The sequence below is a fragment of the Otoolea muris genome (assembly GCF_943193115.1).
Classification (GTDB): domain Bacteria; phylum Bacillota; class Clostridia; order Lachnospirales; family Lachnospiraceae; genus Otoolea; species Otoolea muris.
The window spans coordinates 1-26,948 of the sequence record NZ_CALPCY010000062.1; the positions used below are offsets into that span (position 1 = coordinate 1).

The following is a 26,948-nucleotide window of genomic DNA, read 5'->3' on the forward strand; positions in this document are numbered from 1 at the left end:
ATAAGCAGGCAAAAATATATGAGGCTCTCGGAGTGAAGGTACCAACCTCGTCATGTTAACTCCGAGAATCCAGGATTCTAAGTGCCGTCTCTTTTTTATCCTCGTCTTTCCCTCTATTTAAAATTGTCCCCGTTTCTGTCTCAAGTAACGCTCCGCTCATCATTCCACCTATTCTTTTCTGAACATTCTCATACTTCTATGCATTTTCTCTGATCACATCACCAGAAAGTTCTATAATGGTACGTTTGTCAAACGCTCCAATAATCCCTTCCTGCTCCAGTTTATCAAATCTCTCCAAGATACTTCGGTACTCTGCTTTCACCTCTGCCAATCTCTATTCGTTACTATTTATACACCTTAAAGTTCTTTTCATGTGAAAAAATATAAAACGGAATTAACAGCAACAAGCCTTTTGAAAAAATATCTTCCAGAGTATATTCTTGCACCTTCATAATCGGCACATCATACTCTACAGTGCCACCCGGCATTTTTACCACGTATCGCATTTTATCAGGTGTATTTTTATAATCCCTAGATATAGGACTGCTGTATTTGGAAATATCACTGTCAATGTTTCATTGATGACTTCACCTTTATCTAAAGTGATCTAAGCATCATACTCAAACAACCTGATTGTCATCCGCCCATCCGGCAGGTTACTCTCTCATTCCAAATGATATTTCTTCCCATAGATTATCGGAATGATCATCTGTCTGCAATCATTTAAAATTATCCGAAATGCTCCATCATATATTTCCCATAAACAATTCTCCGTATTTCTTATTTACATCATATCATTATCATATGCATACACAACTATATTTGAAATACAATTTGCATTTTTTATATCTCATATGTTTATTTTATTCAATTTATCCTGAATTAACACATAATAAGCAGTTTATTCGACACAATATACCACAAAACACTGTGCTTATTATCCCAAAATCCCCCCTCATTTCTACCCAGACAAACTATCCTCAACACAAAGCGCCTCATAGGATTGTGTCAAGCTAAGACTAAACTTTTTTTATACTTTTTTTAAATTTTCTGTCATACTGTTTTCTTCAAAATTATCGATAACTCTCATTCTTCATTTTCACCTATCTCTTTCAATATTATCTACTAAACGCTTAAATTTTTCTTTATTTGGCAGATATAATTCATACTTATGTTATCTTTTTCTTTGTTTTATCAATTGATTGCGTATTGCTTCCAATTTCGAGATTGTTTCTTTTGATATCTTTAATTCCAATGTTTTCGAATTAACAAATGATACTATTTCAAATGCAGAAGCTTTTTTTCGAAATAGCTCTTTTAAGTACTCAATATAATCTTCTTCTATTTTTCTATAAGGAATCGCTATCTTTTTAAATTCGCTTGGTACTAATTCTCTTACTCCACCTCCGTAATAACGTCCATAAAACTCACATTGCGCTAATGTCATTGAATTATAAAAGCAAAATACCACACTATCCTTATCATATTCTTTATTCAAACGTATATGATAACCGGCATCAGTAGTATGGATGTCTATTTCATTTATATATAATCTTGGTAATATATCATAACGTTTAAAGAAAATAATATCTCCTTTCGCTACTATCGGGACACCATACCAGGGAGTTCTGTTCGCACATTTAAATCTTTTTCTCAATTCTATGCCTTGTATTTTTTGTTTCCCAGCCCATAATAAATATTCATCTAATTCTAAGGGTAAATTTTCACGTGGAACTTTTGCTAAATTCAACAAATAAACAGGCTTATTTCGTTCTTTAATTTTTTCAAAAACCTCCTCATCAATACATATAATATTGTCTGTAACAAATGAGGATTTCTGCAAAATTGGTAAAACCAGTTTTCTACATCTGTATGTTGCTACCTGTTCTTCTGTAAGAATAAAATATTTATTTCCCCCGGTTACTATTCCTGGAGCCGTTGTTCCTATCTTTTCAATTTTCGTATAATTCAGAGAAAGATTCTTTAACAAAAAAATATCTTCATCCTTTAAAATTGCATTTGACCATTTCTGTAATGGTTTATTCTTTTGAATCATATTTCTACTCACAATTGTTTTTTCTATTGAATTCGAATAAACTTCATAAAGAATGTATGGAAGAAAGTTAATTTTATTTGTAAGATAAACTAAACATATTTCTTGTTCTATCTCTGCAAATACACACTCCTCAAAACATATAATATGTATTGTATTAAACTTTGACTCCAAATAACTTCGCAATTTTTCAGCATACTGTACCTGCAGAAATTCCATTGGCAATACAAAAAAAAGTGTACCATTAGGACGTAATAACTTACATGATGCCAACACAAATGCAAGCCACATATTTTGCATTGCTGATGAAGGTAAGTCCACCTCTTCACAGAATTTCTTCGACTTTCCTATATCTGCTTTATTCATCGTTTTTAAACTAATATATGGCGGATTCCCTATAATAAGCGAATATCTATCATCATTTATAGACGCATATTGAATAAAATTTTCACATTCTACCGTTAACTTTTCACATCCATATTGTTGTTCTATTTGTTGAACCTTGTCCGGAAATAATTCCACAGCTTCCACATGATTAGAACATGATAATAGTAACGGAAGAAACCTTCCGTCCCCTGCGGAAGGTTCCAAAACATTGTCAAAATCTTGTTGCTCTTTTTTTAGATACACAACCATGAATTCTACTAATTCTGGAGGTGTATAATATGAACCGCTTTCCTTTCGATTTCCCATCTACTCTCCTACCTCAAATGCTTATTCACCTTTTATAAATGCCTGATCTATGTATTCATTAAAAATCATATTAATTTCAATGTAAATATCTTTTTGCTGCTCTGTTAATCTTCCTTCCCGATACAGCTCTTCCAGCTCTTTTAGCTGCATCTTCAACTGCGCTGCATTCCAATAAAGATCTGTTCTTCTGATATCTAAATGCAACATATTACACATACTATTTCCAACAAATGTTTTCCCAAACACAAATCCCTTTTCATTCCGTTCCAAATGCTCATCAAATGCTGGATCCGCCGGATCCACGAACCCACTCTTTCCATTATGTGACCGTGCAATATCTTCTGTCGGCCATTTATCTGACTTAGACAAATTGCATCTGGGGCAGGCTAAAACCAAATTATAATAATCCTTTTCCCGGCTTTTATCCAGACTTTTCGGAACGAAATGATCTATATGAAATTTCTGATGCAGTACTTTTCCATTTTTCCCACAATAGCCACACAGATAGTAAAAATCTTGTTCTAGCTGTTCTCTGCCATCCTGATAACACTTTAGCTCTGATACGCCATTCCGCCGCCGAATTACTTTATCACCATGTACTCTCAATATTCTCTCCTCTATTTTAACACCTGTTATTCCATCTTATGTTCTGCGATAATCGCATTTCCCAGTTCCAATATACGCTGTAACCGCTCCTCAAATTTTGAATCCAACATATTTTTAGGTAATTTCTCTACCATCCCATAGGATGACAGAACCTTATACAACTCCAGAAATTCTTCCTCATCCGCCCCTAACTCTCCTTGATGTTTCTTCTCTAAAAGCTCCCTATATCGCTCCAATTTCTGCTGTCGGCGAGTCTGAAATACTTTCGCGCTCTCCAGCAAAACCTGAATAAAATCTCTCAACTCCGCCTCTTTTTTCTGGTCTGCTGCCTCAGTATCAAAAATATTTTTAGAGTATTTATCTCTCTTTGCAACAAGCCCATCCGTAATCTGCTCCGTATCCACAGCAGTCATAATAAAGCATTGGATATCACGCATAGAATCATTGATATAATTAATCAATGTGGTTCCGTTAAATCCATAGCTTTTTACCATTTTATAATCAATTAACAACACATCAATCTGTTTCTCATAAATCTTATCGAGAATGTCCTGTTTACCCTCACAATCATCTATCAGTACCAGTTCAAGTTCTTTACACCGCCGCTGCAGTGATCTCCTATAAATTTCAAACTCTGTTGGTTCATCATCAATATATCCAACTCTATACATTCCGACCTCCTAATATAATTTTTGCATAAAACCCTGTCTCTGTTCTCTGATTCTCACTCAAATCAATGGCTCCATTATACTCGGATATAGTGCGGTTTACAATCCACATTCCCATTCCAGTTCCATCGTCTTCATCCTCGCCATCAAAATGATGCCCGCTTTCAAACGGTTCTAAGATCAACTCCGGCCGCTTTTTATATTTGGGAATCAGTCCCCATCCACTATCCCTATAATCCATGGACAATCCGTTTTCAAATCTGTATATATTCAAATTAATCTCACGTTTCTCCAATCTTCTATCCATTTCCTGATCAAAAGATGCCAGACTGTTAGCAATCAAATTACTTATAATATTCTCAATATCAAACTCAAAACACCAAAGTTCAATATCCGAATCGCATTCATAAATTAAATCTGTTCCACTTTTATCCAAAATATCATTCCACGTATTCATATATTGTTCCAGCATGATTCGAATATTATGTTTTTTTCTCTTCCGTTTGTCTTTTTTAATGGATTCAATAGTGATGCCAAACCATGATGCGAAATTTTTCTTCACTCTGATTGCGCGCAGGATATTTTGCAGGGCATATGCCACATCATTATCATATTCTATAGCTTCATAAGCTGCATTTAACTCAAGGCCAATGTTATTGGTAGATGTTCGAATTTCATGCATAAACATATTGGTAATAATCCCTGTCGTAGCTAACGTCTGGAGCATTTTATTCTCATTCCGCAGTTCTTCCAGTTCTTCCTCCTGCTTCTGCTCCATGTTCGTCACCAGTTTCACAACATCTTCTGGATTTGCAGAGGGAGGCAAATTCGGTTTTAAAGGCTGTTCCTTCGCCTCCTTTGGTTTTTCCTGTCGCTTCCTGACAGATTCCTCCTCCTCCCATCTTTTCCTTTCTTCTGCAAGTTGACGCATTCTTTCCAAATCAGCCGCCAATTGATCCTTTTTATCCGCATATCTTGCCAGTTTACGCCCCACAAACTGCCGATCCCGTTCAAACTCCGAAATCACAAATAACAAAATTCGCTTAAGCTGCGAGAACCCCTTCCCCTCCTGAATGCCGTTCCGGTTAGCTGCATCCTCTAGGTTTGTATTCTCTCTTGATATTGACACTGTCCCTAACATCTGTTCCGAACTAACACGCCAATTTCCATTCTCATTTCCAAGACCTGCCGGAGAACGGTTCCGCCTGGTCGAAAGCTCCAACCAATCAAAATCATTATCCCCATACTCGCCGTATGGGCGCACACGGAATTGATCACGATATAGCTTAATTCCGCCAAACTTTTTAGCTAGTTTTGCGCGCCCCGTGATATCCTTATAATAAAACCGTTCGCGATTTTTTTTATCGGCATCTATCTTATAAAAATACAGTATGCCTTCAAAATCTCCGATAAAATTCTCTTTCTCCCCTATTTCTTCCATGTTAAAAGACTCTTTTTTCTTTTCTCCTTGCAGATACGCCTGCTCCTGCTCATCAAATCCCGCCTCTGTATATACCTCCTGCTCTTCCCCACGAAAATCAAATTCATTCCTTATAATCTGAATATCCACCAGGTTACCAGTAACCTGAAAATCAACCCGATAATCATAAGATTCCACATTTGCGCTGGTTATCAATGCCTCTTCCACACTGGTCACATCATCAAAAAACCAAATACAAAAATTCTGTATTACATCTGGAGGCAACAGATTCTCCAAATGATTTCTAAGACGTTTCATTGTCCTTTCATCCCAGACATCGTGAAGATGATCCAATCGAAATGCCGTCCCGGTTCCTGAAAAATTATATTTCTCTATCTCTGACGCTACCGCCCGGTTTCTCCAGCTTCTAATTTCAACATGCTCCAGCAGAGACACATCTGTATCATAAACTTTTGCTTTTACCTCTGATATCCTTTTACTTCCATCAAAGTCCCGCCAATCTACAATCCACTCCAGACCTCCTTCTTCTGAAATCGTAAGCATATCACATTCATCGGACATACGATCCAAGGCAAACCGGCCAATTCCTTTTGCTCCTGTTTGTATCCTTCCATTCTTTGTAACATAAGAACCTTTTTTTGAAGAGTTGCCAATTGTCATCCAATGGGTACGCAGTACTTCCTCCTTCATTCCGCAACCATTGTCCATAATATAGACACATTCTTCTGCATTAGAATAATATAGGCAACATACGTTTGCATCAGCATCATAAGCATTTTTTACGATCTCAAGCACTGCTCCCTCTAATTTTGACACATTTTCCCGCCCTATTAATCTCGCGGTATACGCATCTACATCAAACTCGATTTCTCTGACCCGTTTTCTCATAGGAACTCCTTTGGCACAAATATTATTATTATTGTACCAAACTATAAGCATTTCTACAACTTTTGTATCTTAAAAAATGATATCGTTGTTCTTTCATATATGTTAAATCAACTATTTGTTTATACTGGCAGACTGTCCTTCACACAAAGCGCCCCATACCCCACCTGCGGATTCGGGAACACCTCAAATCCCGGCATCTGTCTTGCCCCTCTCCTCAGATATGCTTTCACCTTCTCCCCATACAGATACGGATCATTCCCGTCCACGATCCCCCACTCCATCAAAAGCCCCGCGCTCCCCGTCACAAACGGCGCCGCAAAGGAAGTCCCCGTCACCGCCGCATAGCCTCCTCCGGCCCTTGACGTCACGATATTCACCCCCGGGGCCACGAGATCCGGCTTCACCATATGACCCAGCCGCGTAAATCCCCTCCCGGAAAAATCGGCGTACGACTGCGTGGCGTCATCGTACGCCCCGACTGTCATCACACTGGACGAGGTCGAAGGAATCGTAAGCGTCGTATCCGGCGTCGGGAACAAAAACCGCGTCGAGCGGTTCAGCGCAGACTCTGACGGAAGCCACAAATCAAAACTCCCGTCCACGATCCGCTGGGGGATCAGGCGGAACTTCCATATCCCGCTCTCCACATACGTATCCGAAGGGATAAAGTCAAAATAGATCTCCTGGGCCGTGCTGTAGGGGCTGGGCTCGCCGTAGTAAAGCAGCGCCGTGGTTCCCGGAAATGCAAGGCGCTGCGAGCCCAGGACAGGCGAGACAGGACCCGAGGAACGCCCGGAGGGGCTTATAAGCTCCACAAAAAAATCATCAATATAAAGCTTCCAGAGCTGGACGCCGAACCCTCTCTCATATTCATCCACGGATAATTCAATGATCCGGCTCTCCCCGTTTTTAAGTATGCCGGAGGTGTGGCCGCGGCTGCTCCCCTCATTGCCGCTCCCGGCTACGATGACCGTGCGCCCCATTTCCGCCGCCGCATCCAGATACGTCTCAAGAAGGCTCGTACCGTCGTGGGAGCCGTACGTATTGCCAAAGCTTAAGTTCACCGCAACCGGCTTCTGATAGTAAACCGCGCGCCTCACAACAAAATCAAGGGCCCTCATCAGCTCCGTAGTCCTGGGAAATGAATCCGGCTTCGGCGCGCCGAGCTTTACAATGATCAGATCACTCTCATAGGCCGCGCCCCGGTAAGTTCCGTTTCCCTCCAGGCCGTTTCCCGCCGCAATCCCGGCCACGGCGGTCCCGTGGCCGCTCACATCCCGCGACGGGACAAGCTGAAATGCCGCCTCCCGGCTTCCCGCTCTCAGCGCCTCATTAATCTGCTCCCGGCTGTACACCGCCGCGCGATCTTGATCCCACAGCTCCAGAATCCGGCTGTTCCCCTCCCTGTCCCGGAAATCTCCGTGATAATAGTCAATACCGGAATCAATGACAGCCGTAATAACCCCGCGCCCGCTTAAATACAGCCCGCCTCCGCCTGACTGAACCTGAGTGATACAGGAATCGCTCTTTGCTTTATTGACAGAAAAAAAGAGCCTTTTCGGCTTTTCGATGTATTCAATCTGCGAAAAAGCGGCTAAAGACTCGATAAACGGCTCCGGAACGCTTAGAACCGCATAGCCGCCGAGCAGCGGAAACGCCCTGATCTCCGGCATTGCGGCCTCTATCTCTTCCAGATCCCCGTTATATTTGACGATCAGCTCCCAGCGCCTGTCCTCCCTGTCATACCCCTCGCCAAGCGCAGGCGATTTGCTCCGCTCCGCCTCCGTCGCGTCCAGCGACAGATTCAGAAGGTTTTCCGTCTTTTGGCCAACCATATGCATCCCCCTGTTCTTTCTATAAATTATACCTGAATTTATGCATGAAGCTGTTAAAACATGACGGATAAGATGAGGAACTGTCCCGAAGAAACATCCTGCGCGCCCTGCGCAATGTATTTCGGGACAGTTCCTGAACAGACGCAAAAAACGCGCGCAAAAGAAAAAGAAGCTGTCATGTGAAACCATTTATTTCAAAAAACCATTAATAATCTGCGCCTCTGCCTCTTCCTCTGTAAGCCCTAAGGTCATCAGCTTTATGAGCTGTTCCCCTGCGATTTTTCCGATCGCCGCCTCATGAATCAGAGCCGCATCCGGATCATTGGCCGTCAGCTCCGGGACGGCCTGGATCTTTGCCTGATCCATGATAATCGCGTCGCACTCCGTGTGGCCCGCGCAGCGGCTGTTTCCGTTTATGATAGAAATAAACTTCTGAGAGGACTCCTCTCTCGCAACCGAGCGCGACAGCACATTGGCGCTCGCGTCCGCCCCGTTTAAATTCACCTTGATCGTGCTGTCCGCGCGCTGGCTCCCGTGTGTCAGAAGGCGTTCCTTTATCACGATCGACGCGCCTGCGGCCAGGTTTGCAACCGTGCTGCGCACCGTGGAATCCACGCCCTTAATCTGCACCGACTCCATTTCCAGATAACTGCCCTCCTCCATCGTCACCTCCGTCGTGGGATTTAAAATACGCGCCCCGCGGCCGTCCCCGGCCCCGTAATGCTTTTCCACATACCGCACCCGCGCATTCTTTCCCACAAAAAAGCGGTGGATCCCGTCGTGCTCCGAGGCCGCGTCCCCGCTGTTGTGGATCCCGCATCCGGCCACAATCGTCACATCCGCCCCGGCCCCGATGTAAAAATCATTGTAGACCATCTCCTTCAGGCCGCTCTGGCTGAGCACCACAGGGATATGGACGCTCTCATGCTTCGTCCCCTCCTTAATCCGAATCTCAATCCCTGACTGATCTCCCTTGGTCACAATCTCAATATTGGCCGTATTCTGCCGCCCCGCCATCTGGCCGTTTGCCCGTATATTGTAAGCGCCTGCCGGCACGCCGTGCAGATCCGCCACCTCCTCTAACAGGGTTCTCTGAATCTCATCCATTTCTCCTCTATGCCTCCTGTCCAGTCAGATGTACTCTCCGTACATTCAAAACCACGATATGATAAATCTGATGCTCTCAGCGGAAATATTCACAGCCTCCCACAGCCGACGCCGTCCCCAGAATCTCCGGAAGCACCTCGTTCCCGGCTCCCTGACGGGTCACCCTCCCGTCTGCAATCACCACGATGCGATCCGCAATATTCAGAATCCGCTCCTGATGGGAAATAATCATAATCGAGCCCTTCGTATTCTCCCTGATGCGCTCAAATACCTGGATTAAATTCTGAAAGCTCCACAGATCAATACCGGCCTCCGGCTCGTCAAACACGGACAGGCGCGACGCGCGGGCCAGCACGGTCGCAATCTCGATCCGCTTTAACTCCCCGCCGGAAAGGCTCGCATTCACCTCGCGGTTAATATAATCCTTTGCGCACAGCCCCACCTCGGACAGGTACTTGCACGCCTCCGCGGCCGATACCTGCTCCTTCACCGCCAGCCGGATCAGATCCAGGACCTGCACGCCCTTAAACCGGACCGGCTGCTGAAAGGCAAAACTGATCCCCAGATTTGCCCGCTCCGTAATGCTCTTTTCCGTGATATCTTTCCCGTCGAACAGGATCGCCCCGGCCGTCGGCTTCTCGATCCCGGCGATCAGCCGCGCAAGCGTCGATTTCCCGCCCCCGTTCGGCCCTGTGATTACCACAAACTCCCCGTCCCCTATCTTTAAATCAAGATGATGAATGATCTCCTTCTGGCTTTTCTCCTCCTGAACCTCAAAAGAGATATCCCTCAGTTCCAGCATGATGTTCCTCCTTTGCCTCTTATAACAAACCCCTGCAGAAATGCGAAACCTTTTCTGAGCCGTGCCGCTGTTAAAATAGTATAATACGTTACCATTTTACCCAAAAAGCCCTGATACCAACCGGGTATCAGGGCTTTTTGTTCGTGCAGAAGAAGGGACTTGAACCCTCATGAGATTGCTCTCACACGGACCTGAACCGTGCGCGTCTGCCAATTCCGCCACTTCTGCGTCACACGAGATTGCTGAGCTTGTCTCTTGTCTGTTGCTCTCTCTCGTTGTTACTCCTTTATTTTACCACACTTTTCCTGTTTGTCAAGTTTTTTTTAATATTCAGAATAATATTTTTTCTCTCCGCAATTCTGTATGCATTTTATTGAATTAATCTCCAATTCAAACAAAACACACTTATCGCGGGAAGGCCGCCGCCGGCTGCGTTATCATCAAGCCTGGAACCGGCCTTATCCCGCCAAAAGCTTTGTAATACATTTATCTGACACAGGCAGGAATATCCTCTGTCTAAATCGCTAAACAACCAAAAAGAGTCTGCGTTACTTCTCCCCGGCAAATGCCTCCACTTCCTCCCGCGTCGGCACGGACGGCGCGGCCCCTGCGCGGGATACTGCGATAGCGGCCGCTTTGGCGGCATGCTCCAGGGCTTTTCGTGGCGTCTCGCCCCGCTGCAGCCCGCCGATGAAATATCCGGTAAACGTATCGCCTGCCGCCGTGGTATCCACAACCGGAACCTTATAAATCCCCTGGCGGATCATCCCGTCCGCATCCCAGTAAACCGAGCCGCCGGATCCAAGCGTCAGCACAATTTTTGCGTTCGGAAACCGCTCTGTCAGCCTCTCCATCAGCCTCTCAGCATCGACGCCGCCGTCGCCGGCCGCCGTCGCTGCGGCCCCGCCTTCCTCACCGAAAGCTTCATTTCCACCCGCGCCTTGTTCGCCGGCCGTCCCGTTCTCCCCTGCGCGATCCCCGCACAGATCCAATGCCTCAATCTCGTTTAGCAGAAAATAGTCCACATACGAAAGGGGATACGAGGCGATCTTCTCATCCATGGGCGACGGGTTGAGGACGATCCGCATGCCCTTTTGACGGGCCTTTTCCATGATATAGGCAATCTCGCTGATCTCATTCTGGAGAATCAGGAAATCGCCCTCCTCAAAGCGCTCCATCACCCGGTCCACAAACTCTTTTCCAATCTCCTGATTCGCGCCCCCGTAGAGAAGAATGCAGTTTTGGCCGGACGGATCCTTCTGGATAATGGCGTGGCCTGTTTTTCCCTCTGTCCGGGAAATAAATTCGGTATGCACGCCTGCCTCCGAGAGCTCCTCTATGAGGAACGCCCCGTCCTCCTTTCCCACCGCCCCGGCATGCCAGACATTGGCGCCCGCGCGGCTCAATGCGATTGACTGGTTCAGTCCCTTTCCCCCGCTGAATACGGAGAGGGACTTTGAGGAGCTCGTCTCCCCCGCCCTCACAAAGTGATCCACCTGGTACGTGTAATCAATATTCAGCGAGCCGAAATTCAATATATTCAATGCTCTCCCCTCCTTGACGGTATACGATCCCCCGGCTGTGCTTCGCCTTTCCCGGCCCGTGAAAAAGCCTCTCCGTATACTCTGGCCGTACTGTTTCGCACAATCAGTTCCGGTTCAAATATGATGGAACGTTCCATCGCGCTCTCCCGCCGGATCAGAGCCATCAGACGGCGCACCGCTTCCATCCCCATTGCATGTACCTTCTGGCGCACCGTGGTCAGCGGAACCTCCAGCATCTCGGCATACAGCACATCGTCGTAGCCGACGACCGATACATCCTCCGGAACCCGTTTTCCATATTCCTTAAGCCTTCTGCACACACCGTAGGCCGATGCGTCATTACAGGCAAAAATCGCCGTAAATTCATATTTCATCAACTGATCCACCGCCGCGGCCCCGCCCTCGGGCGTGAAGCTTCCCTCGCAGATCAGCTCCATGCGGACAGGGATCTCCCACTCCCTCAGCGCGCACAGAAACCCCCTGAGCCTGCGCTGGGAGTCGGCCAGCGTCCCGATCGGGCCGGTGACACAGGCAAGCTCCCTGTGTCCCAGCCGTATCAGATGGCTGGCCGCAAGATATCCCCCTGTCTCATGGTCCGTCGCGATCCCCGGACACTTTGCCTCCATCAGCCGATCCAGGATGACATACGGCATCTTAAGCTCCTCCATGAGCTCTACCGCCGCAAGCCCCATCTCCTGCGTGCTGTCCTTTGCCATGATGTAGAGAATCCCGTCCGCTCCCTTATCGGCCAGCATATTGATATATTCCACATCCCGCTCGTGGCTCTCATTCGTATTGCAGAGAATTACCGTAAAGCCGTGCTCCCGGCACGCCTCGTCAATCCCTCTGGCCATATTGGCAAAATAGACATTGGCAATGTCCGGGACAATCAGTCCGATGGTCTTGCTCCTCTTTTTTACCAGACTGACCGCGAGCTGGTTCGGGCGGTAATGCATCTGCTCCGCCGCGTCGAGAATCCTTTTTTTGGTTTTATCCGAAATCTTATGGGCTTTTCCGTTAAGAACCAGGGAGATCGTTGTCACAGAAAAACCCGTGGCAACCGCGATATCCTTAATCGTCGCCCTCATGAGGCCCCTCCGGCGCTGCCAAAGCCATTTTCAATCAAATCCATATAGATCCGGATCGACTGCCGGTATCTGTCCAGGCTTAAACGCTCGTTCGGCTTATGGGCCATATCCGGCTCGCCGGGCCCAAAAAGCAGGACCGGAAGCTCCAAATCGTCCCGGGCCAGAACAGAGGCATCCGTAAAATAACTGATCCCAGTAAGCCCTGTATCCATCCCCCGGGCCGCCAGGCTTTCCAAAAGGCATACCGCCATCCTGTGATCCGGGGCGATCTCCACCGCCCTCCTGCTGTTCAAAACCGAAAACTCCGCCTTAAACTCCGCCGCCGGACCGCAGCTTCCATCAGCCGCCTGCTTTCTCAGCCTGTTTTGCTCCTCCAAAAGCTCCCCGGCCTTTAAAAGGACCATATCGGCCGTCAGCCCCGGAACCATGCGGATGTCCATCAGAATCGTACAGGCGTCCGGCGTCATGTTCGGCGCAATCCCCCCGGAAATCCGGGTAATCTGCGCCGTGGACGCCCCCAGGACTGGATGCGCGTACCCCCTGACATAATCCCCGATCCGGCCGGCCAGCGCCGCGCCCTGTTCAACGGCATTGCACCCCTCTTTGGGATACGCGCCGTGGCTCGTGCGGCCTTTTGCCCGGATCTCCAGCCACAGGCAGCCCTTCTGGGCCACGCCGGCAAGGCCCCCCGTAGGCTCCCCTATCAGGAGCCCGCGGGGCCTTCCCAAAAGCTGTTCCTTTAAAACCGCCTCCGCGCCCAGGCCGCCTTTTTCCTCATCGCAGGTACCGATAAAACGGATCGTAACCGGAACCCGTTTCCCGGAGCGCTTATACGCGCACAGGGCGTAGGCCATAGCCGCAAGGCCGCCCTTCATGTCGCTGGCCCCCCTTGCATAGAGGAAACCGTCCCTCTCGCAGGGAATCGCCGGATCGCTGGCCCATTCCTCCGTTTTCCCGTACGGCACCGTGTCCAGGTGGCCGTTCCAGACGAAATCACCCGCCTTATCCTCTCCCTCAAGGACCGCCAGCACATTGGCGTGAGTCTCATCAATCCTCTGCACCCTGGCCTCAAGGCCCGCCCCGCGAAAAAATCCGCACAGAAACTCTGCGGCACGCCCCTCGTCGTCCAGGCCGTTTACACTCGGAACCGCCAGAAGCTCCTTTAAAAAATCAACGGCATCCTTCATTCCTCATCCCCCTGTCTGACTCTGCCGGTTTTAAAAAAACAGATCCCTGTTTCCTGATCGTAACAATTCAGACAGCCTCTGAACGGTTACTCCCCGATCAGCCATGCGGCGATATTCTGCCACAGCCTGTTATAATACTCCCACTCGCAGAATTCCGGCGGGGCCCAGTGCGGCGCGCAGTCGGTCGTGACAACTCCGCTTCTGCCCTTGCCGTACTCCGCAAAGGCGATAAACGGATCGCCCTCCACCGTAACCGGCACCGAAGCCTCAGGCTTTGCAAGCACCTTATTATAACCCAGCACGTCCGGCCATTCGGCGGGAATCCCGGAAAGCGCCTCATGCTCCGACACGGTGACAGGCTTAACGCCTTCACAGTGCTCCATCCGGTCATCCACGGTCAGAACCTCCACAGGAAGAACCTCCTGCACCGCTGTATCGTGCCATTTTCCCTTCGCGTCCACGCCGGAGAAGGTCAGATATCCGCCCACCATCAGCAGCGCGCCGCCGTCCAGCACATAGTCGCGGATCAAGTTGCAGCGGTTCGGGCGTTTCTCGCTCCTTGTAAACGTCGCGCCCGGCAGGAGCAGCGTGTTTGCGCCTATATCCGACAAAATCACCAGATCATACTGCTTTAACTCCTCCATGGTAAACGGAAATTCCTCGTTTGCCAGGTGGTTCGGCAGAAACACCACCTCATAGCCGCCCGCTGTGAGCGCCTCCTTCAGCCATTTCTCCCCTGTCTCATAGGTCGATGTATAAAAGGAATCAAACCCCTTCACATGCGTGGTATAGCTCATCCAGGATTCGCCCGCCAATAATACTTTTTTACTCATTTTGAACTCCTTTCTGTTCTATAAACAATTGTGTATTTTATTTACCCCATTCCAGAATCAGCTTTGCATAAATCAGGATCGCTTCCAGATAGCTCTCTACACTGACCCACTCGTCCACCGCGTGGCACTCCGAGCCGCGTCCGGGGCCGAACTGGATGACCGGGATCCCGGCGATATTGCGCCAGAGCCTGGAATCGCAGCCAAAGGGCGAACCGCACACCCGGATATGGGTTCCCTTGGTCTCCTCATACACGCGCTTCATCGCATCCACCAGCGGATGCGCCTCCTCCATCTCAAAACCCTTTCCGGTCTGGTAGATGGAAATGACCGGCGGATGGCTCTCCAGCCACGCATCCGACTTAGCAGCGCGCTCCACAGTCTCTGTAAATTCCCGCACGACCTGCCCCTGATCCATCAGGCCGGGCAGATAATGCACACAGGTGGAAAAGCTGCACTCCCCTGCCACGGTCGATCCGGCCTCGCCGCCTGAAATCACGCCGATATTTAAGCTGGGGGCCGGCAAAAGCGCGTGCTTATACGTCAGAAGCCACGTATGCTCCATCTCGTTCAGCGCCCCAATCACCTTGATCGCCTTTTCAATCGCGCTGACGCCGTTCTTCTTCTCGCCGGAATGGCATGCCTTTCCCTCAAAATCCACCTTAAAAAAGACCCATCCCATATGCGCCAGAATCAGCTTGCCGTCCGTGGGCTCGCAGTTCACGGCCCCGTCCGCCGTAAGGCCGCTCATCACAGCCTGCATGGAGCCGTTCCCGCCGCCCTCCTCGTCGCAGACAGAGGTAATGATCACATCCCCCGGCAGGTCGCAGCCCGCATCCTTCAAAAGACGCACCGCCATCGCCGAAGCCATCAGCCCGGCCTTCATATCCGCCGCGCCGCGGCCGTACAGCCGCCCGTCCCGGATTTCAGGCCGGAACGGGGGCGAAGTCCAGCCCTCCGCCTCATCGGCCGGCATCACATCAATATGCCCGTTAAATAACAGGCTTCTGCCTCCCGCCGTTCCCTTAAACGTCCCATAAACATTAAAGCGGTTTTCCTGATTATGCCCCAGATTGCCCTCCTCATACCGCTCAAAGCATTCCCGGATCGTCTCCTCCCGCATGGGATCCCGGACTACCTCCGCCCCCATGGAAGACAGGAGCTCTGCCATATACTCCTGCCCCTCCCGTTCAAGCCCGCCCTGAATGCCGTGGCCGATATCATGGGTGTCAATGGCAAGCAGGCGCTTTAACGCCTCAATATACACTTCCCGGTTCTCCCTGAGAACCTCGCCCAGCTCTCTCAAGACCTCCGCCTCCCTTTTATGCCGCGCCTAAAGCGCGTATATCAATATTTACGCAGCCCGTCCTCAATGATATCCCAGAATTTCTCCACATCAATATCAACCGCCACATCCGCCGTCGGCTCAAGCTTCTGATACCCAAAATAATCGCAGTTCGTCCTTCCGTACGACTGTGTGCTCCGGATATCAATCTCCGCATGCATGGGCTTCACGGTCAGAACCGAGGGATCGAGCAGATACGCAATCGTGATGGGATCATGAAGCGGGCCGCCCTCCCAGCCGAATACCTCCTTCTGGCTCTTACAGAAATGCCGCATCAGATCCACGAACAGCTTGGAAGCCTTATTGCCCACCTTCTCCATCCGATCCACAACCGCCGGATAGCACAGAGCCTTGCGCGTCACGTCCAGCCCCACCATCGTAATCGGCCGGCCGCTCGTAAAGCACACATACGCCGCATCCGCGTCCGCAATAATATTAAACTCCGCCGCCGGCGTCACATTACCGTTTGTATAAGCGCCGCCCATCAGAACAATCTGTTCTATCTTCTCCACAATCCGCGGCTCCATCCGCATCGCCATCGCCAGATTCGTCATAGGCCCGGTAGTAACCATCGTAATATCCCCATCCGACCCCATCAGCGTATCGATAATAAACTGCACGGCGTGCTTTTCCTCCAGCGGCTTCGTAAGCGGCTCAAACACCGGCCCGTCCAGCCCTGTCTCGCCGTGGATATCCGCCGCCACCATCTTCTCGCGCACCATCGGCTGCCCGCATCCCGCGTAAACCGGAACATCCAGGCCAAGGCACTGGCAGACATTGCGCGCATTCACCTGCGTCTTCTCAAGCGTCTGATTTCCCGCTACAACCGTAATGCCGAGCAGGTCAAGTTTCTCGCTCTTCGCAGCCAGCATAATCGCCACCGCGTCATCGTGTCCGGGATCACAGTCCAGGATGATTTTTTTCTTTTCCATATGATTTTTCCTCTTTTCTATGTTTATTGCTTTTGCTTCATTATTTGAATCTCATATTTAACGACAGGCAGATGCCTGTAGAACCGTAATCTGTAAGCAGGTTATACCTCCGTAGAGAATGCTTTTTGGGGGATTCGTGAGGGGGCCGCCAGCCAGCCCGGCCCGGCACATCCCCGGCCCGCGGAAACGTAGCCCGGGAGCGGCTTCCTATCCATAAGGAACCCATAGAAAACCGCCGGTACTTAGCGAGGTCTTTTCGAGCTTAGTACCGCTGCGCTTTTCTCTGAGCGGAAGCGCGGTTCCGTTGGATAGGAAGCCGCTTTCGGGCGGCCCCCTCACGAATCCCCCCGCCGACCCTCACAGAAGCATCCTCCGTCTAATTCCCGGCCCCTACATTCAGCGAAGACTGCCTCTTCCGATCCGCCGACATCTTAGCGATCATCGAAACCGCCAGCACCGCAACCGTCACAATATACGGCATCATCAGCACAAACTGCGACGGAATCCCATACGCCTGCAGCCTCGCCCCGATCGAATCAGCAAATCCGAACAGCAGGCACCCCAGCGCTGTGAGCACCGGATTCGCGCCGCCGAAGTACATAGCCGCCACGCCCATGAAGCCCCTGTTGTTCGTCATATTTTCAATAAACTGCGTGCTGTATCCCAGGGATAAGTGCGCCCCCGCGAGTCCGCCGATCAGGCCGGAGATCAGCATAGCCTGATATTTAACTGCATTTACCCTAATACCGGCCGTCTTGGCCGCCTCCGGGAACTGGCCCACCGCGCGCAGGCGCAGGCCCCATACCGTCTTATAAAAGAAAAACTGCAAAAGGATGATCAGTACAATAGCGAACCACTCCGTGATGCTCCAGTCATTGAGAAGTGTGCCCAGAACCGGCACATTCTCAAGGAAGGGCATATGAAGCCTTGGGATGGGCTTGATATCCGGGTTGGAAAACGCGCCGTTGGTGTGGAAGATCGTGCTGAGCAGGAACTTCGTGATGGCGATCGCAAACATATTTACACCCATGCCGATGGCGCAGATCTCCGAATTATAGCGGATATGGCCCAGGGCCATAATCATTGCGATCAGGGAGCCGGCCACCATCGCCGCCAGGACGCCTAAAACCCAGCTTCCGGACGCATAGCTGACGCTTACTGCGGTGAATGCGCCGACCAGCATAATACCCTCTGTGCCGATATTTAAAATATTCGCCTGCTGCGTGATCGCCGCGCAGAGCGCTGCGAAGATGATCGGAGTGGCGGAACGGAAGGTTGCATAAATCAGTGACACATTAAAGATCTTGTCAAAATTTTCTATAATCGCGTTCATGCCTTCTCCTCCTTCTTAAGCTTTCTTTTCTGTTTAAACTGGAACGCCGTCTCCATGGTGGCAATGATAATGAACACCGCGGTGATGGTATCCACAAGCGCCTTGGGAACGCCTGTGGTCTGCTGCATGCCCATCGCGCCCGCCTTTAAGACGGCCAGGAAGAAGGCCATAAACGGGGTGAAGATCATGTTGTTTTTCACGATCAGGGACGCCAGCATGCCGTTGCTTCCAAGGCCGGTGGCAAAGTTGTTGAGGAAATAGCCGTGCACGCCCAGAACCTCGATGCAGCCCGCGATCCCGCCCAGCATGCCGGACAGCATCATGGCGCTGATAAACACCCTGCGGGAGCTGATTCCCACATAGTCCGCATGGCTCGGGTTCAGCCCCACTGTGCGGATCTTGTAGCCCCAGCTCGTCTTGTTCAGCATGTAAATCACAATCAGCACCACCGCGATGGCAATGAGGATGCCCACATTGGCGCTGCTGGGCTTCATGAACTGGTGAAGCGTCACTGTCACGGGCAGGGACTGAGCGTTCGCCGTTCCCGCGCTCATAGGCCCGCTTACCAGGTAGGAGGTGATATACAGGGCGACCGTATTCATCAGAATCGTGGTGCAGACCTCATTTACCCCATAATACGCCTTTAAAGCAGCCGGAATGTAGGCCCAGGCGGCGGCAACCGCCATCGCGCCCAGGAAACAGGCCAGATAGAGGAAGGGCTTTGGAAGAAAGGTCCAGTTTACGCCGATATAGGCCGCCGTAATGCCGCCGAGGAACACCTCGCCCTCTACGCCGACATTGAACGCGCCCGCCTTGGCCGCGACCGCAAATGCGATGGAGGTCAGGAGAAGAGGCGTAAAGCCGGCCAGCGTCGTGCCCAGCCGGAGCTTGCCGCTGAAGGCGCCCTTTAAAAGCGCGCCGTACGCGTCGATCGGGTTCTCCCCGATGCCGATGATGAACAGAGCGCCGATGGCCAGAGCCAGAAACATGGTCAAAAGAATCTTGCGGAGACTGCTTAACGTTTGATTCATACCGCTTTTTCACCTTCCTTTCCCTCTTCTCCTCCCATCATCAGGAGTCCGAGATTATTCTCATTTGCCTCGCTGGCCATCATCTCTCCGGTGATCTTGCCCTCGTGGATGACAATGATCCGATCCGATAAGGAAATGATCTCCTCCAGCTCCGCTGAGACAAGCAGGACGCCCGCCCCCTGCTTTTTGGCCTTTTCCAGGGTGTTTCGTATCAGCTCAATCGCGCCGATATCAACGCCTCTGGTCGGCTGGGAGGCCACCAGGAGCTTACGGTTCATGGATACCTCGCGGGCCACCACAACCTTCTGGGCATTTCCGCCGGATAAAGAGGAGGTCGGCAGGTTATAATCTGTGGGGCGGATGTCAAACTGCTCCACCATCTCGGCGGCATATGCATCCTGGCCCGGCTTGTTTATAAGCATCCCCTTTGTAAACGGCGGCTGATCCAGGCGCACGGCAACCAGATTTTCCTCAATGGTCATCGCGCGGTTTAAGCCTCTCGTATTCCGGTCCTCCGGGATATGGGCAAGCCCGCTCTCACGCGCCTTTTTGGGGTTCAGATTCGTGATATCCTTCCCATTTAAAATGACAGAGCCCTTTTCCACACGGCGAAGGCCCGTGATCGCTTCCACCAGCTCGCTCTGGCCGTTGCCGTCGATGCCCGCGATGCCCACGATCTCCCCCTCGCGGACCGAAAGGGACATGCCGCGGATCTTCGACGTCTCCTTCTGGCTCGGGATCCACACATCCTTTACCTCCAGGATCGTCTCTCCTGCCTGCGAGTAATCCTTTTCAATATTTAAGAATACCTCGCGCCCGATCATCCGCTTCGTCAGATCCAGGGGGGATGTCTCATCCTTTAATACGGTTCCCATATAGGTTCCCTGGCGCATCACGGAAATGCGGTCCGAGATCTCCATAACCTCATTCAGCTTATGGGAGATAAATACCAGCGACTTCCCGTCCTGTCTCAAACGGTTCAGAATCTCAAATAACCGTTTCGCCTCCTGCGGCGTCAGGACAGCCGTCGGCTCATCCAGAATAATGATATCCGCCCCGCGCATCAGGGTCTTGATGATCTCCACCCTCTGCGCCTCGCCGACCGAAATCTGGCTCACGCGCTTGTCGAGCTGAACCTCCATGTGATACTGGTTTATGTACGTCTCAACCTCGCTTCTCGCTCTGGCAAAATCAATGGTCAGCCCCTTTTTCGGCTCAAAACCGAGAATGATATTCTCCAGGACGGTCAGCTCATTGACCAGCATGAACTCCTGATGCACCATCCCCACCCCGTGCTCAATCGCCGTCTTGGGGGTAATGCTTCCCATCACCTCGCCTTTTACCGTAATCTCACCCTCGTCAATCGGATACATCCCGTACAGGAGCTTCATCATGGTCGATTTACCCGCCCCATTCTCCCCGATCAGAGAATGGATCTCCCCCTTTTTCAGGGTAAATTCGCCCTTCTTCACCGCCTGAACCTGGCCGAAATGCTTGACGATCCCTTTCATCTCCACTACATATTCATTCATTCGATCACCCTCTCAGAAAAAAGGCAGGGGATCGGTTTCCCAGACCCCCTGCCTCTGCTTTCACTCGCCCGTCGATTATGCCTGCGGTCCGAATCCCTCGTAGTTTTCCACCACGATCTCACCGGATTTAATCTTTTCCGCGAGTTCCTCGCATGTATCTACGATATCCTGCGGGAACTGATCGCCGAGAGCTTCCTTCATAACAGAGAAATCTGTCAGGCTGACGCCGCCTTCTGTCAGGGACAGATACTTCGTGGAACCGCCCTCGAAGGTGCCGTTTACTACGGATTCAATAACCAGATAGCACGCATTGTCCACTCTCTTCACCATGGAAGTAAGAACATGCCCCGGCTGATCGTTGTCCTGATCAAGGTCAACGCCGATGGCGTACTTGTCTGCTTCCTTTGCGGCCTCAAGGATGCCCACGCCCGTGCCGGACGCTACGTTCATAACGATATCCGCGCCCTGCTCGTACTGTGCAAGAGTCAGCTCCTTGCCCTTTAACGGGTCTGTCCATGTGCCTGCAAATGCCTGAAGGATCTGGATGTCCGGATCCACGTACTTCGCGCCCTGCTCATAGCCGGTATAGAAGTCATGCAGCACCGGAATATCCATGCCGCCTACCCAGCCGATGATGTGCTCCTCGTTTACATTCTTGATGTCCGTCTTCTGAGTAAATAAAGCCGCCGCCGCGCCGGCCAGGAAAGAACCCTGATTCTGCGCAAAGCTGATAGACTCCACGTTCGGAAGATCCACGGTGGTGTCAATGACAGCGAACTTCGTATCCGGGTAGTTGGGGCCGTGCTCTGTGATGTAGTCCGCGATATTTGAAGATGCGCCGATGATCAGATCATAGCCCTCCTCGCAGGCTGCAACCAGGTTTGCCTCCCACTCCTCAGCCGTGGTTCCCTCCAGGCTCTTAAGCTCAATGCCGAAATCCTCGACCGCCTTCTGCGCGCCCATGTTGCAGGAGTCATTGTAGCTCTTGTCGCCTAAGTTGCCCGTGTAAACGACGCAGACGCGGACTGCGGCGCCGGAGTTCCCGCCCTCCTTGGCCTCTTCGCCTTCGGCCGGAGCCTGCGCTTCCCCGCCCTCCGCCGCCGGGGCCTGCGTCTCGGCCTTGGACTCAGCCGGAGCGCTGGAACCGCCGCCGCAGGCTGTCATGCTGGCGCACATCGCGGCAGCAAGCATCACGCTTACAACTTTTCTTCTCATATCAATCTCCTCCTTTTTTGTGTGGAAAACCCTTTAACTTCGGCGAAAAGCCTTAGGTAAAACGTTTTTCCTTTTGGTTAAAAAAATAAAACGAAAAAAGTAATGCCTTTTTGTTTTATTTCATGGGAATATTGTACTATTTTCTATGGGGGGTTGTCAATATTTTTGTTGAAAATTGTGAAAAGAAATGGAAGATGCTGCAGCGGTTCAGAGGTTGTCTGAACTGTCACAGGATGTCTGTTGGAAATGATCGAGCGTGAGAGGGCCGCCAGAGCCAGGTTCCATATCCAACGGAACCCCGCTCCCGCTCGTAGAAAAGCGCAGCGGACGCTAAGCTCGAAAAGACCTCGCTAAGCGCCGGCGGTTTTCTACGAGTTCCTTATGGATATGGAACCTGGCTCCGGCTACATGAACGGCAGGCTGTAAGGAACTGTCCCGAAATATTTGATTGCTACGCCAGAAGCCTGAGCACCTGCTGTGGGATCACATTTGCCTGCGACAGCATGAACTGGGCGCCCTGGGATATGATTTCATCTTTTGTGAGCTCTGTGATCTCCTTTGCCATATCCGTGTCGCGGATGCGGCTTTCGGCAGCGGATAAGTTCTCATGGCTCACGGCCAGGGAGCGGTGCGTGTGCTCCAGGCGGGTCTGATACGAGCCCATCCGGCCGCGCTCGCCGTTCAGATAGTGGATCGCTTTCTCAAATTTTTCCATGGAGGCGTTGGCCGCCTTCTGGGTCAGCACTGATACGCCGTCGATCCCTAAGAGCTTTTCGTGCGTGCCGGGAAGGATGATTTCCAGCGTCTCTTCGTCTGTCGGGCCGATCTGTAATGTAAGATCTCCTTTTATCGGGATGATCGAGCCGGGCGCGTAGGCGACGCCTGAACCGAATTTTCCGTCGTCAGCGCACGTAGTAGTATTGATCACCTTAGGGTAGGTTGAATTAGTCCAACTGTCCCAGCTAACTTTTTGGGTTTTTTCATCATAGGAAGGCATATAGGAACTCTTATTTTCCGACGCGCGATCATCATAAATCCACAGCTTATTTTTGTTCGTGGCATCCGCTATAAATTTTGTGTAATGATTGTTAGGATTTCCTTTCACACCATCGACAATCGCTTTGACCAGATCCTCGCCGGTATTTACATTGTCAATCCCAATTTCATAGATATAATGGTTTCCGTCCCTTTTCTCGGTAGTTTTTGTCCCCGTGACAAATTTAATACTGTAATGATTATCGCAGGTAAAGCAGGTGTTATAAAACCCTCTCCCGCCCTTTTCCAGAAGATCACTTTTATTTGCTGACGTAAGCGCGCTAAAATCAATTGATGCGGCAGCATGCTTAACTATCTTTTGTCCTGATGAGGCAACCGTATTGTCCGCCGTATTTTTTATTGTATAACCCTCCTTTGTCTCATACTCTTCACTCTGCTTCCCGCTGGCCAGAGATGGACTCGTCACCCACGCCGGAAGCCCCGTCTGCGGGCCGATGACCGCGCTGCCGCTGGACTGCCCGACATCGCTTTTCAGAATCGGTATCCCGTTAAATTCCGTATTTTCCGTGATTCTTCCTATCTCCTCCCGGAGCTTTTCGATTTCCTCCTGCATCGCCGAACGGCTCGTCTCATTATAGGTGCTGTTCGCGGACTGCGCGCTTAGCTCATACCCTCTCCGGAGCATGGCGCTGATTTCTTCCATGGCTCCCTCGGCCGTCTGGATCAGCCCAATCCCGTCCATGACATTGCGCTCCGCCTGCTCCGTTCCCTGGATCGTCAGGCGCAGCCCTTCTGATATCGCCAGCCCCGCCGCGTCGTCCGCGGCCCGGTTAATCCGAAACCCTGAGGACAGCTTCTCAAGGCTTTTGCTGATTTTTCCTTTATTTTTGTCCAGATTCCGGCGCGAATTCGCGCCGGGCAGATTATGCTGGATGATCATCGAAATCTTCCTCTCTGTACTTAATTATGTAATCTTTAACGCCCCGGAGCCGCATTCCTTTAAAATCTGCCTTAAGCGGCGCTCTGTATAACCAAATTCCGAAGTGATCATTTTGAGATTCGAGCGTTCTTGCGTATTCTCAACCTGTCTGACAATGTAATCCCTTGTAAACAGCTTTTGTGGCAGCGTGATCTGCTGGCCTTTAAAATGCTGATGCAATAAAAGCGTCGCTTCGACGCCGATTACCTCTGCTATTTCCCTGTAAATGCCTGAAAAATCAGATGCTGTCATTTTCTCTCCCCTGTATAATTTTTTCACTCTTTCACACCGTAATCACTGCCTGCCCTGAATCAGGCGCTCTCTTTATGTATCAATTATACTTATTTTTATGGAAAAATATATATCTGATTTTCCTTGTAAATTTCCTTATTAAATGTCTTTAAGGCCGCCTTTCAATCGAATAGGGAAGAGCCATCTTCCCCTGCTCGCGCGCGGAGTCGTGCAGCAAAGCTACTAATTTCCTTACGCACCCCTGCGCATAAAAAAAGCCGCCCATATGGCGGACGGCCTGTTTTTTTCTCTCTATGTTTCTATACATACGTTTTATAAATTCCCGGTACAGCACTGCGCGCCGGGCGGGCGCTGCATTCACTATCATTTGCGCAATGATGTACTGGATCCGCGCTCTTTCCCTTCCTCCAGATACCGAACCGCGTAGATGCGGTTCCCAAACCCGGAGAGCCCAACCGGCTTCTCCTCCCGGTTCAGCGGATCGATACATAAAAATTCCCCGTCGCGGCTCCCCACAAGCAGCACATAGTGAAATTTCCCAATCCCATGCATCCTGACCCGCGCGATCGGATACGTTCCTCCCAGCAAAAGCGCCTCCAGCTCCCTGCCCTCCATCGGCCCGCGCCGGATGGCCGTAACCGAAAGCGCCCCCTCAAGCTCTTCCCACAGAAGATTGCCCTCCGCGTCATAGCACTGTTTATCCGAAAAAAACGCGTTCAGCTCCCCAGGATCAAAAGACCGGGAAACATCCTGCAGCTCTGTGATCATGGCGATACATGTTGTCAAACATCCCGAGGACTCCATATCATAGCCCGACGCGCCGAGCCTGTCCCCCTTCCACCGCTCGTCGAGCTGATTATAAAATACAAGCTCGCCCGGCAGAATATCCCGCCCCGCGCCGATCCGTCTGCTTCCACGCAGCACATATGCTCCCACGCAGCATACGGCGGCGGCCGCAAGAAACGCTGACAGCAGCCAGACAAACCTCTTTCTTTTCTTTCCTTTCAAGCCATACGCCCCCTTTTCCTGAACCGTTCAGACAGCCTGATTCATCATCTGGTACAGCATTGCATAAATAACAGGCGCTGCATTCACCGTCATTTGCGCAAGACTGTGCGAACTTTTTGTCCTTTTATTATAACGGATATGAAACGTATTGTTAAGTAAAAAACGTTCTAATACCCATACCTCCCCCTGTATTTCACAAACATGAACGCAGACATCCCCAAAGCCATGATTTCCGCCGCCGGCGTCGCCAGCCATATGCCGTTCAGCCCCAAAAGCCGCGGGAGAACAAGCATTGTGATCAGCATAAACACAAATGATCTGGAAAAGGCGAGGACAGCCGACACCGCCCCGTTTGACAGGGCTGTAAACATCCCGCTGGCAAAAATATTAAAGCCGATAAACAAAAGCGCGGCCGTGCAAATCCGGTTCCCGCTGACCGCCAGGCCGTACACCGGGTTATCCGGGCGCGAAAAGACAGACACAAGCGGCTCTGTCAATAACAGCGAAGCCGCCGCCGTTGCCGCCGAGATGCACGCAATCACTTTCAGGCTGACCAAAACCAGCGCTTTCAGCTTCTCATGATTTCCCTCCCCATAGTAAAAACTCAGCATAGGCGCCACCCCGTATGAATAGCCCGTGTACAGGGAGCTTGTAAACATCAGCACATACATGATGATTGTCACCGCCGCAACGCCGTCCTCCCCGGCAAATGCCAGCATAGTCCAGTTAAACATCATGGTAATAATCCCGGTCACAAGCGCCGTCGCCATTTCCGAGGATCCGTTTGCCGCCGCGCCTGCCAGGACTTTTAAGCGCAGCGCCGGCTTTGTAAAATGAAGAAGGATTGTTTTGCGGCCAAAGACAATAAGTCCGGCGACTGCTGTCACCGAATACCCCAGGCCCGTTGCGACCGCCGCTCCGCGGATCCCCATGCCAAGCTCTGCTATGAACACATAGTCAAGCGCCATATTGAGGACGCCGCCCGCCACGGAGCAGACAAATGAAAGCGCAGCCTTCCCGCTGGCAATCATGTAGAGCGTAAAGTTATTCATCAGAAGGATGGGAACCGTAAACACCAGATAACGGCTCAGATACTGGATGCAGTACCTCTCCACATCCGCCGACAAGTTCATGCCCGCAAAAACAGGGCCCATAGCCATGTACCCCAGTATGCACATGACGCCTCCCGCCACAATATTGACCAGGATCAGGAACGTAAAATCCTCCTTTGCCTCCTGGTTCTTCTGCTCCCCCATCTTCTTCATTATCACCGCGCTCCCGCCGGTGGCCAGCATGGTGGAAACAGCGGTGACGAGCTGGATGACAGGGGCCGTCAGATTGATCGCCGAAAGCGCGTCCGTGCCGATCAGGTTCGATACAAACAGACCGTCAACCATGGTATAAAATGACATAAACACCGTCATGGCAATGGTCGGAACGGCAAATTTTAAGATATTGCCAAGTGTTACAGGTTTTGCGTATACATTTTCATGTCCCATCGTTACTTTCTCCTAGTATAATAATGGTGTAGTCAAAAATGACTACTGGTTAACAGTTACAACGTCCAATCTAATAAATCTATA

General features: G+C 50.5%; 21 protein-coding genes and 1 tRNA gene. All 22 read right to left on the bottom strand.

Annotated elements, in window-relative coordinates; translation table 11 throughout:
• Positions 1 to 1,174: 1,174 nt before the first annotated feature.
• The 22 genes from NFS31_RS22860 to NFS31_RS22965 all read right to left on the bottom strand — a co-directional run bounded on the left by NFS31_RS22860 (position 1,175) and on the right by NFS31_RS22965 (position 26,864).
• Positions 1,175 to 2,746, bottom strand: coding sequence for an Eco57I restriction-modification methylase domain-containing protein (locus tag NFS31_RS22860; RefSeq protein ID WP_251500414.1), 1,572 nt, complete (start codon positions 2,744 to 2,746; stop codon positions 1,175 to 1,177).
• 21 nt (positions 2,747 to 2,767) lie between these two features.
• Positions 2,768 to 3,352 (bottom strand): HNH endonuclease, encoded by a 585-nt coding sequence (locus tag NFS31_RS22865; RefSeq protein WP_251500415.1) that lies wholly within the window; start codon positions 3,350 to 3,352, stop codon positions 2,768 to 2,770.
• 26 nt (positions 3,353 to 3,378) lie between these two features.
• Positions 3,379 to 4,023, bottom strand: a complete 645-nt coding sequence (locus NFS31_RS22870) for a response regulator transcription factor (protein WP_251500416.1) — start codon at positions 4,021 to 4,023, stop codon at positions 3,379 to 3,381.
• Positions 4,016 to 6,349, bottom strand: coding sequence for an ATP-binding protein (locus NFS31_RS22875; protein ID WP_251500417.1), 2,334 nt, complete (start codon positions 6,347 to 6,349; stop codon positions 4,016 to 4,018). The genes NFS31_RS22870 and NFS31_RS22875 overlap by 8 nt, the downstream gene beginning before the upstream one ends.
• Positions 6,350 to 6,468: 119 nt before the next feature.
• The gene (locus NFS31_RS22880) at positions 6,469 to 8,184 is read right to left on the bottom strand and encodes a S8 family peptidase (protein WP_251500418.1); all 1,716 of its coding nucleotides are present in this window, start codon (positions 8,182 to 8,184) and stop codon (positions 6,469 to 6,471) included.
• A 189-nt stretch (positions 8,185 to 8,373) separates the two neighbouring features.
• Complete coding sequence (locus NFS31_RS22885) at positions 8,374 to 9,291, bottom strand: SufB/SufD family protein (RefSeq protein WP_251500419.1); 918 nt, start codon at positions 9,289 to 9,291, stop codon at positions 8,374 to 8,376.
• Positions 9,292 to 9,367: 76 nt separating this feature from the next.
• Positions 9,368 to 10,093, bottom strand: coding sequence for an ABC transporter ATP-binding protein (locus NFS31_RS22890; protein WP_251500420.1), 726 nt, complete (start codon positions 10,091 to 10,093; stop codon positions 9,368 to 9,370).
• A gap of 144 nt (positions 10,094 to 10,237) precedes the next feature.
• Positions 10,238 to 10,321, bottom strand: a tRNA-Leu gene (locus NFS31_RS22895).
• Positions 10,322 to 10,641: 320 nt separating this feature from the next.
• On the bottom strand, positions 10,642 to 11,637 hold the full coding sequence (locus NFS31_RS22900; protein WP_251500421.1) for a ribokinase: 996 nt from the start codon (positions 11,635 to 11,637) through the stop codon (positions 10,642 to 10,644).
• On the bottom strand, positions 11,634 to 12,725 hold the full coding sequence (locus tag NFS31_RS22905) for a LacI family DNA-binding transcriptional regulator (RefSeq protein ID WP_251500422.1): 1,092 nt from the start codon (positions 12,723 to 12,725) through the stop codon (positions 11,634 to 11,636). The genes NFS31_RS22900 and NFS31_RS22905 overlap by 4 nt, the downstream gene beginning before the upstream one ends.
• Positions 12,722 to 13,912, bottom strand: coding sequence for a M20 family metallopeptidase (locus NFS31_RS22910; protein WP_251500424.1), 1,191 nt, complete (start codon positions 13,910 to 13,912; stop codon positions 12,722 to 12,724). The genes NFS31_RS22905 and NFS31_RS22910 overlap by 4 nt, the downstream gene beginning before the upstream one ends.
• A gap of 86 nt (positions 13,913 to 13,998) precedes the next feature.
• A complete protein-coding gene (locus NFS31_RS22915; RefSeq protein ID WP_251500426.1) occupies positions 13,999 to 14,745 on the bottom strand; it encodes a glutamine amidotransferase in 747 nt (248 codons plus the stop codon).
• A gap of 37 nt (positions 14,746 to 14,782) precedes the next feature.
• Positions 14,783 to 16,048, bottom strand: coding sequence for a M20 family metallopeptidase (locus NFS31_RS22920; protein WP_251500428.1), 1,266 nt, complete (start codon positions 16,046 to 16,048; stop codon positions 14,783 to 14,785).
• A gap of 41 nt (positions 16,049 to 16,089) precedes the next feature.
• Positions 16,090 to 17,019 (bottom strand): nucleoside hydrolase, encoded by a 930-nt coding sequence (locus NFS31_RS22925; protein ID WP_251500430.1) that lies wholly within the window; start codon positions 17,017 to 17,019, stop codon positions 16,090 to 16,092.
• 376 nt (positions 17,020 to 17,395) lie between these two features.
• The gene (locus NFS31_RS22930) at positions 17,396 to 18,352 is read right to left on the bottom strand and encodes an ABC transporter permease (RefSeq protein ID WP_251500431.1); all 957 of its coding nucleotides are present in this window, start codon (positions 18,350 to 18,352) and stop codon (positions 17,396 to 17,398) included.
• Positions 18,349 to 19,383 carry an ABC transporter permease gene (locus NFS31_RS22935; RefSeq protein WP_251500432.1) on the bottom strand — a complete coding sequence of 345 codons (1,035 nt, stop codon included), beginning with the start codon at positions 19,381 to 19,383 and terminating at the stop codon, positions 18,349 to 18,351. Before NFS31_RS22935 ends, NFS31_RS22930 begins: the two co-directional genes overlap by 4 nt.
• Positions 19,380 to 20,915 carry an ABC transporter ATP-binding protein gene (locus NFS31_RS22940; RefSeq protein ID WP_251500434.1) on the bottom strand — a complete coding sequence of 512 codons (1,536 nt, stop codon included), beginning with the start codon at positions 20,913 to 20,915 and terminating at the stop codon, positions 19,380 to 19,382. The genes NFS31_RS22935 and NFS31_RS22940 overlap by 4 nt, the downstream gene beginning before the upstream one ends.
• Before the next feature lie 75 nt (positions 20,916 to 20,990).
• Positions 20,991 to 22,130: a BMP family lipoprotein gene (locus NFS31_RS22945; RefSeq protein WP_251500435.1), complete on the bottom strand. Its 1,140-nt coding sequence runs from the start codon at positions 22,128 to 22,130 to the stop codon at positions 20,991 to 20,993.
• A 451-nt stretch (positions 22,131 to 22,581) separates the two neighbouring features.
• Positions 22,582 to 24,066, bottom strand: coding sequence for a flagellin (locus tag NFS31_RS22950; protein WP_251500437.1), 1,485 nt, complete (start codon positions 24,064 to 24,066; stop codon positions 22,582 to 22,584).
• 24 nt (positions 24,067 to 24,090) lie between these two features.
• Entirely contained in the window at positions 24,091 to 24,357 is a 267-nt protein-coding gene (locus NFS31_RS22955) for a Mor transcription activator family protein (protein ID WP_251500439.1), read from the bottom strand.
• 363 nt (positions 24,358 to 24,720) lie between these two features.
• Entirely contained in the window at positions 24,721 to 25,365 is a 645-nt protein-coding gene (locus NFS31_RS22960; RefSeq protein ID WP_251500441.1) for a hypothetical protein, read from the bottom strand.
• A 167-nt stretch (positions 25,366 to 25,532) separates the two neighbouring features.
• Positions 25,533 to 26,864 carry an MATE family efflux transporter gene (locus tag NFS31_RS22965; RefSeq protein ID WP_251500443.1) on the bottom strand — a complete coding sequence of 444 codons (1,332 nt, stop codon included), beginning with the start codon at positions 26,862 to 26,864 and terminating at the stop codon, positions 25,533 to 25,535.
• Between the last annotated feature and the right edge of the window lie 84 nt (positions 26,865 to 26,948).

What these genes read in the sequence shown, in the direction of transcription:
- NFS31_RS22905 (WP_251500422.1), bottom strand. Translation starts at nt 12,725, where the DNA reads ATGAGGGCGACGATTAAGGATATCGCGGTTGCCACGGGTTTTTCTGTG.
- NFS31_RS22925 (WP_251500430.1), bottom strand. Translation starts at nt 17,019, where the DNA reads ATGGAAAAGAAAAAAATCATCCTGGACTGTGATCCCGGACACGATGAC.
- NFS31_RS22875 (WP_251500417.1), bottom strand. Translation starts at nt 6,349, where the DNA reads ATGAGAAAACGGGTCAGAGAAATCGAGTTTGATGTAGATGCGTATACC.
- NFS31_RS22915 (WP_251500426.1), bottom strand. Translation starts at nt 14,745, where the DNA reads ATGAGTAAAAAAGTATTATTGGCGGGCGAATCCTGGATGAGCTATACC.
- NFS31_RS22955 (WP_251500439.1), bottom strand. Translation starts at nt 24,357, where the DNA reads ATGACAGCATCTGATTTTTCAGGCATTTACAGGGAAATAGCAGAGGTA.
- NFS31_RS22870 (WP_251500416.1), bottom strand. Translation starts at nt 4,023, where the DNA reads ATGTATAGAGTTGGATATATTGATGATGAACCAACAGAGTTTGAAATT.
- NFS31_RS22965 (WP_251500443.1), bottom strand. Translation starts at nt 26,864, where the DNA reads ATGGGACATGAAAATGTATACGCAAAACCTGTAACACTTGGCAATATC.
- NFS31_RS22880 (WP_251500418.1), bottom strand. Translation starts at nt 8,184, where the DNA reads ATGGTTGGCCAAAAGACGGAAAACCTTCTGAATCTGTCGCTGGACGCG.
- NFS31_RS22940 (WP_251500434.1), bottom strand. Translation starts at nt 20,915, where the DNA reads ATGAATGAATATGTAGTGGAGATGAAAGGGATCGTCAAGCATTTCGGC.
- NFS31_RS22930 (WP_251500431.1), bottom strand. Translation starts at nt 18,352, where the DNA reads ATGAACGCGATTATAGAAAATTTTGACAAGATCTTTAATGTGTCACTG.
- NFS31_RS22935 (WP_251500432.1), bottom strand. Translation starts at nt 19,383, where the DNA reads ATGAATCAAACGTTAAGCAGTCTCCGCAAGATTCTTTTGACCATGTTT.
- NFS31_RS22950 (WP_251500437.1), bottom strand. Translation starts at nt 24,066, where the DNA reads ATGATCATCCAGCATAATCTGCCCGGCGCGAATTCGCGCCGGAATCTG.
- NFS31_RS22885 (WP_251500419.1), bottom strand. Translation starts at nt 9,291, where the DNA reads ATGGATGAGATTCAGAGAACCCTGTTAGAGGAGGTGGCGGATCTGCAC.
- NFS31_RS22945 (WP_251500435.1), bottom strand. Translation starts at nt 22,130, where the DNA reads ATGAGAAGAAAAGTTGTAAGCGTGATGCTTGCTGCCGCGATGTGCGCC.
- NFS31_RS22910 (WP_251500424.1), bottom strand. Translation starts at nt 13,912, where the DNA reads ATGAAGGATGCCGTTGATTTTTTAAAGGAGCTTCTGGCGGTTCCGAGT.
- NFS31_RS22890 (WP_251500420.1), bottom strand. Translation starts at nt 10,093, where the DNA reads ATGCTGGAACTGAGGGATATCTCTTTTGAGGTTCAGGAGGAGAAAAGC.
- NFS31_RS22860 (WP_251500414.1), bottom strand. Translation starts at nt 2,746, where the DNA reads ATGGGAAATCGAAAGGAAAGCGGTTCATATTATACACCTCCAGAATTA.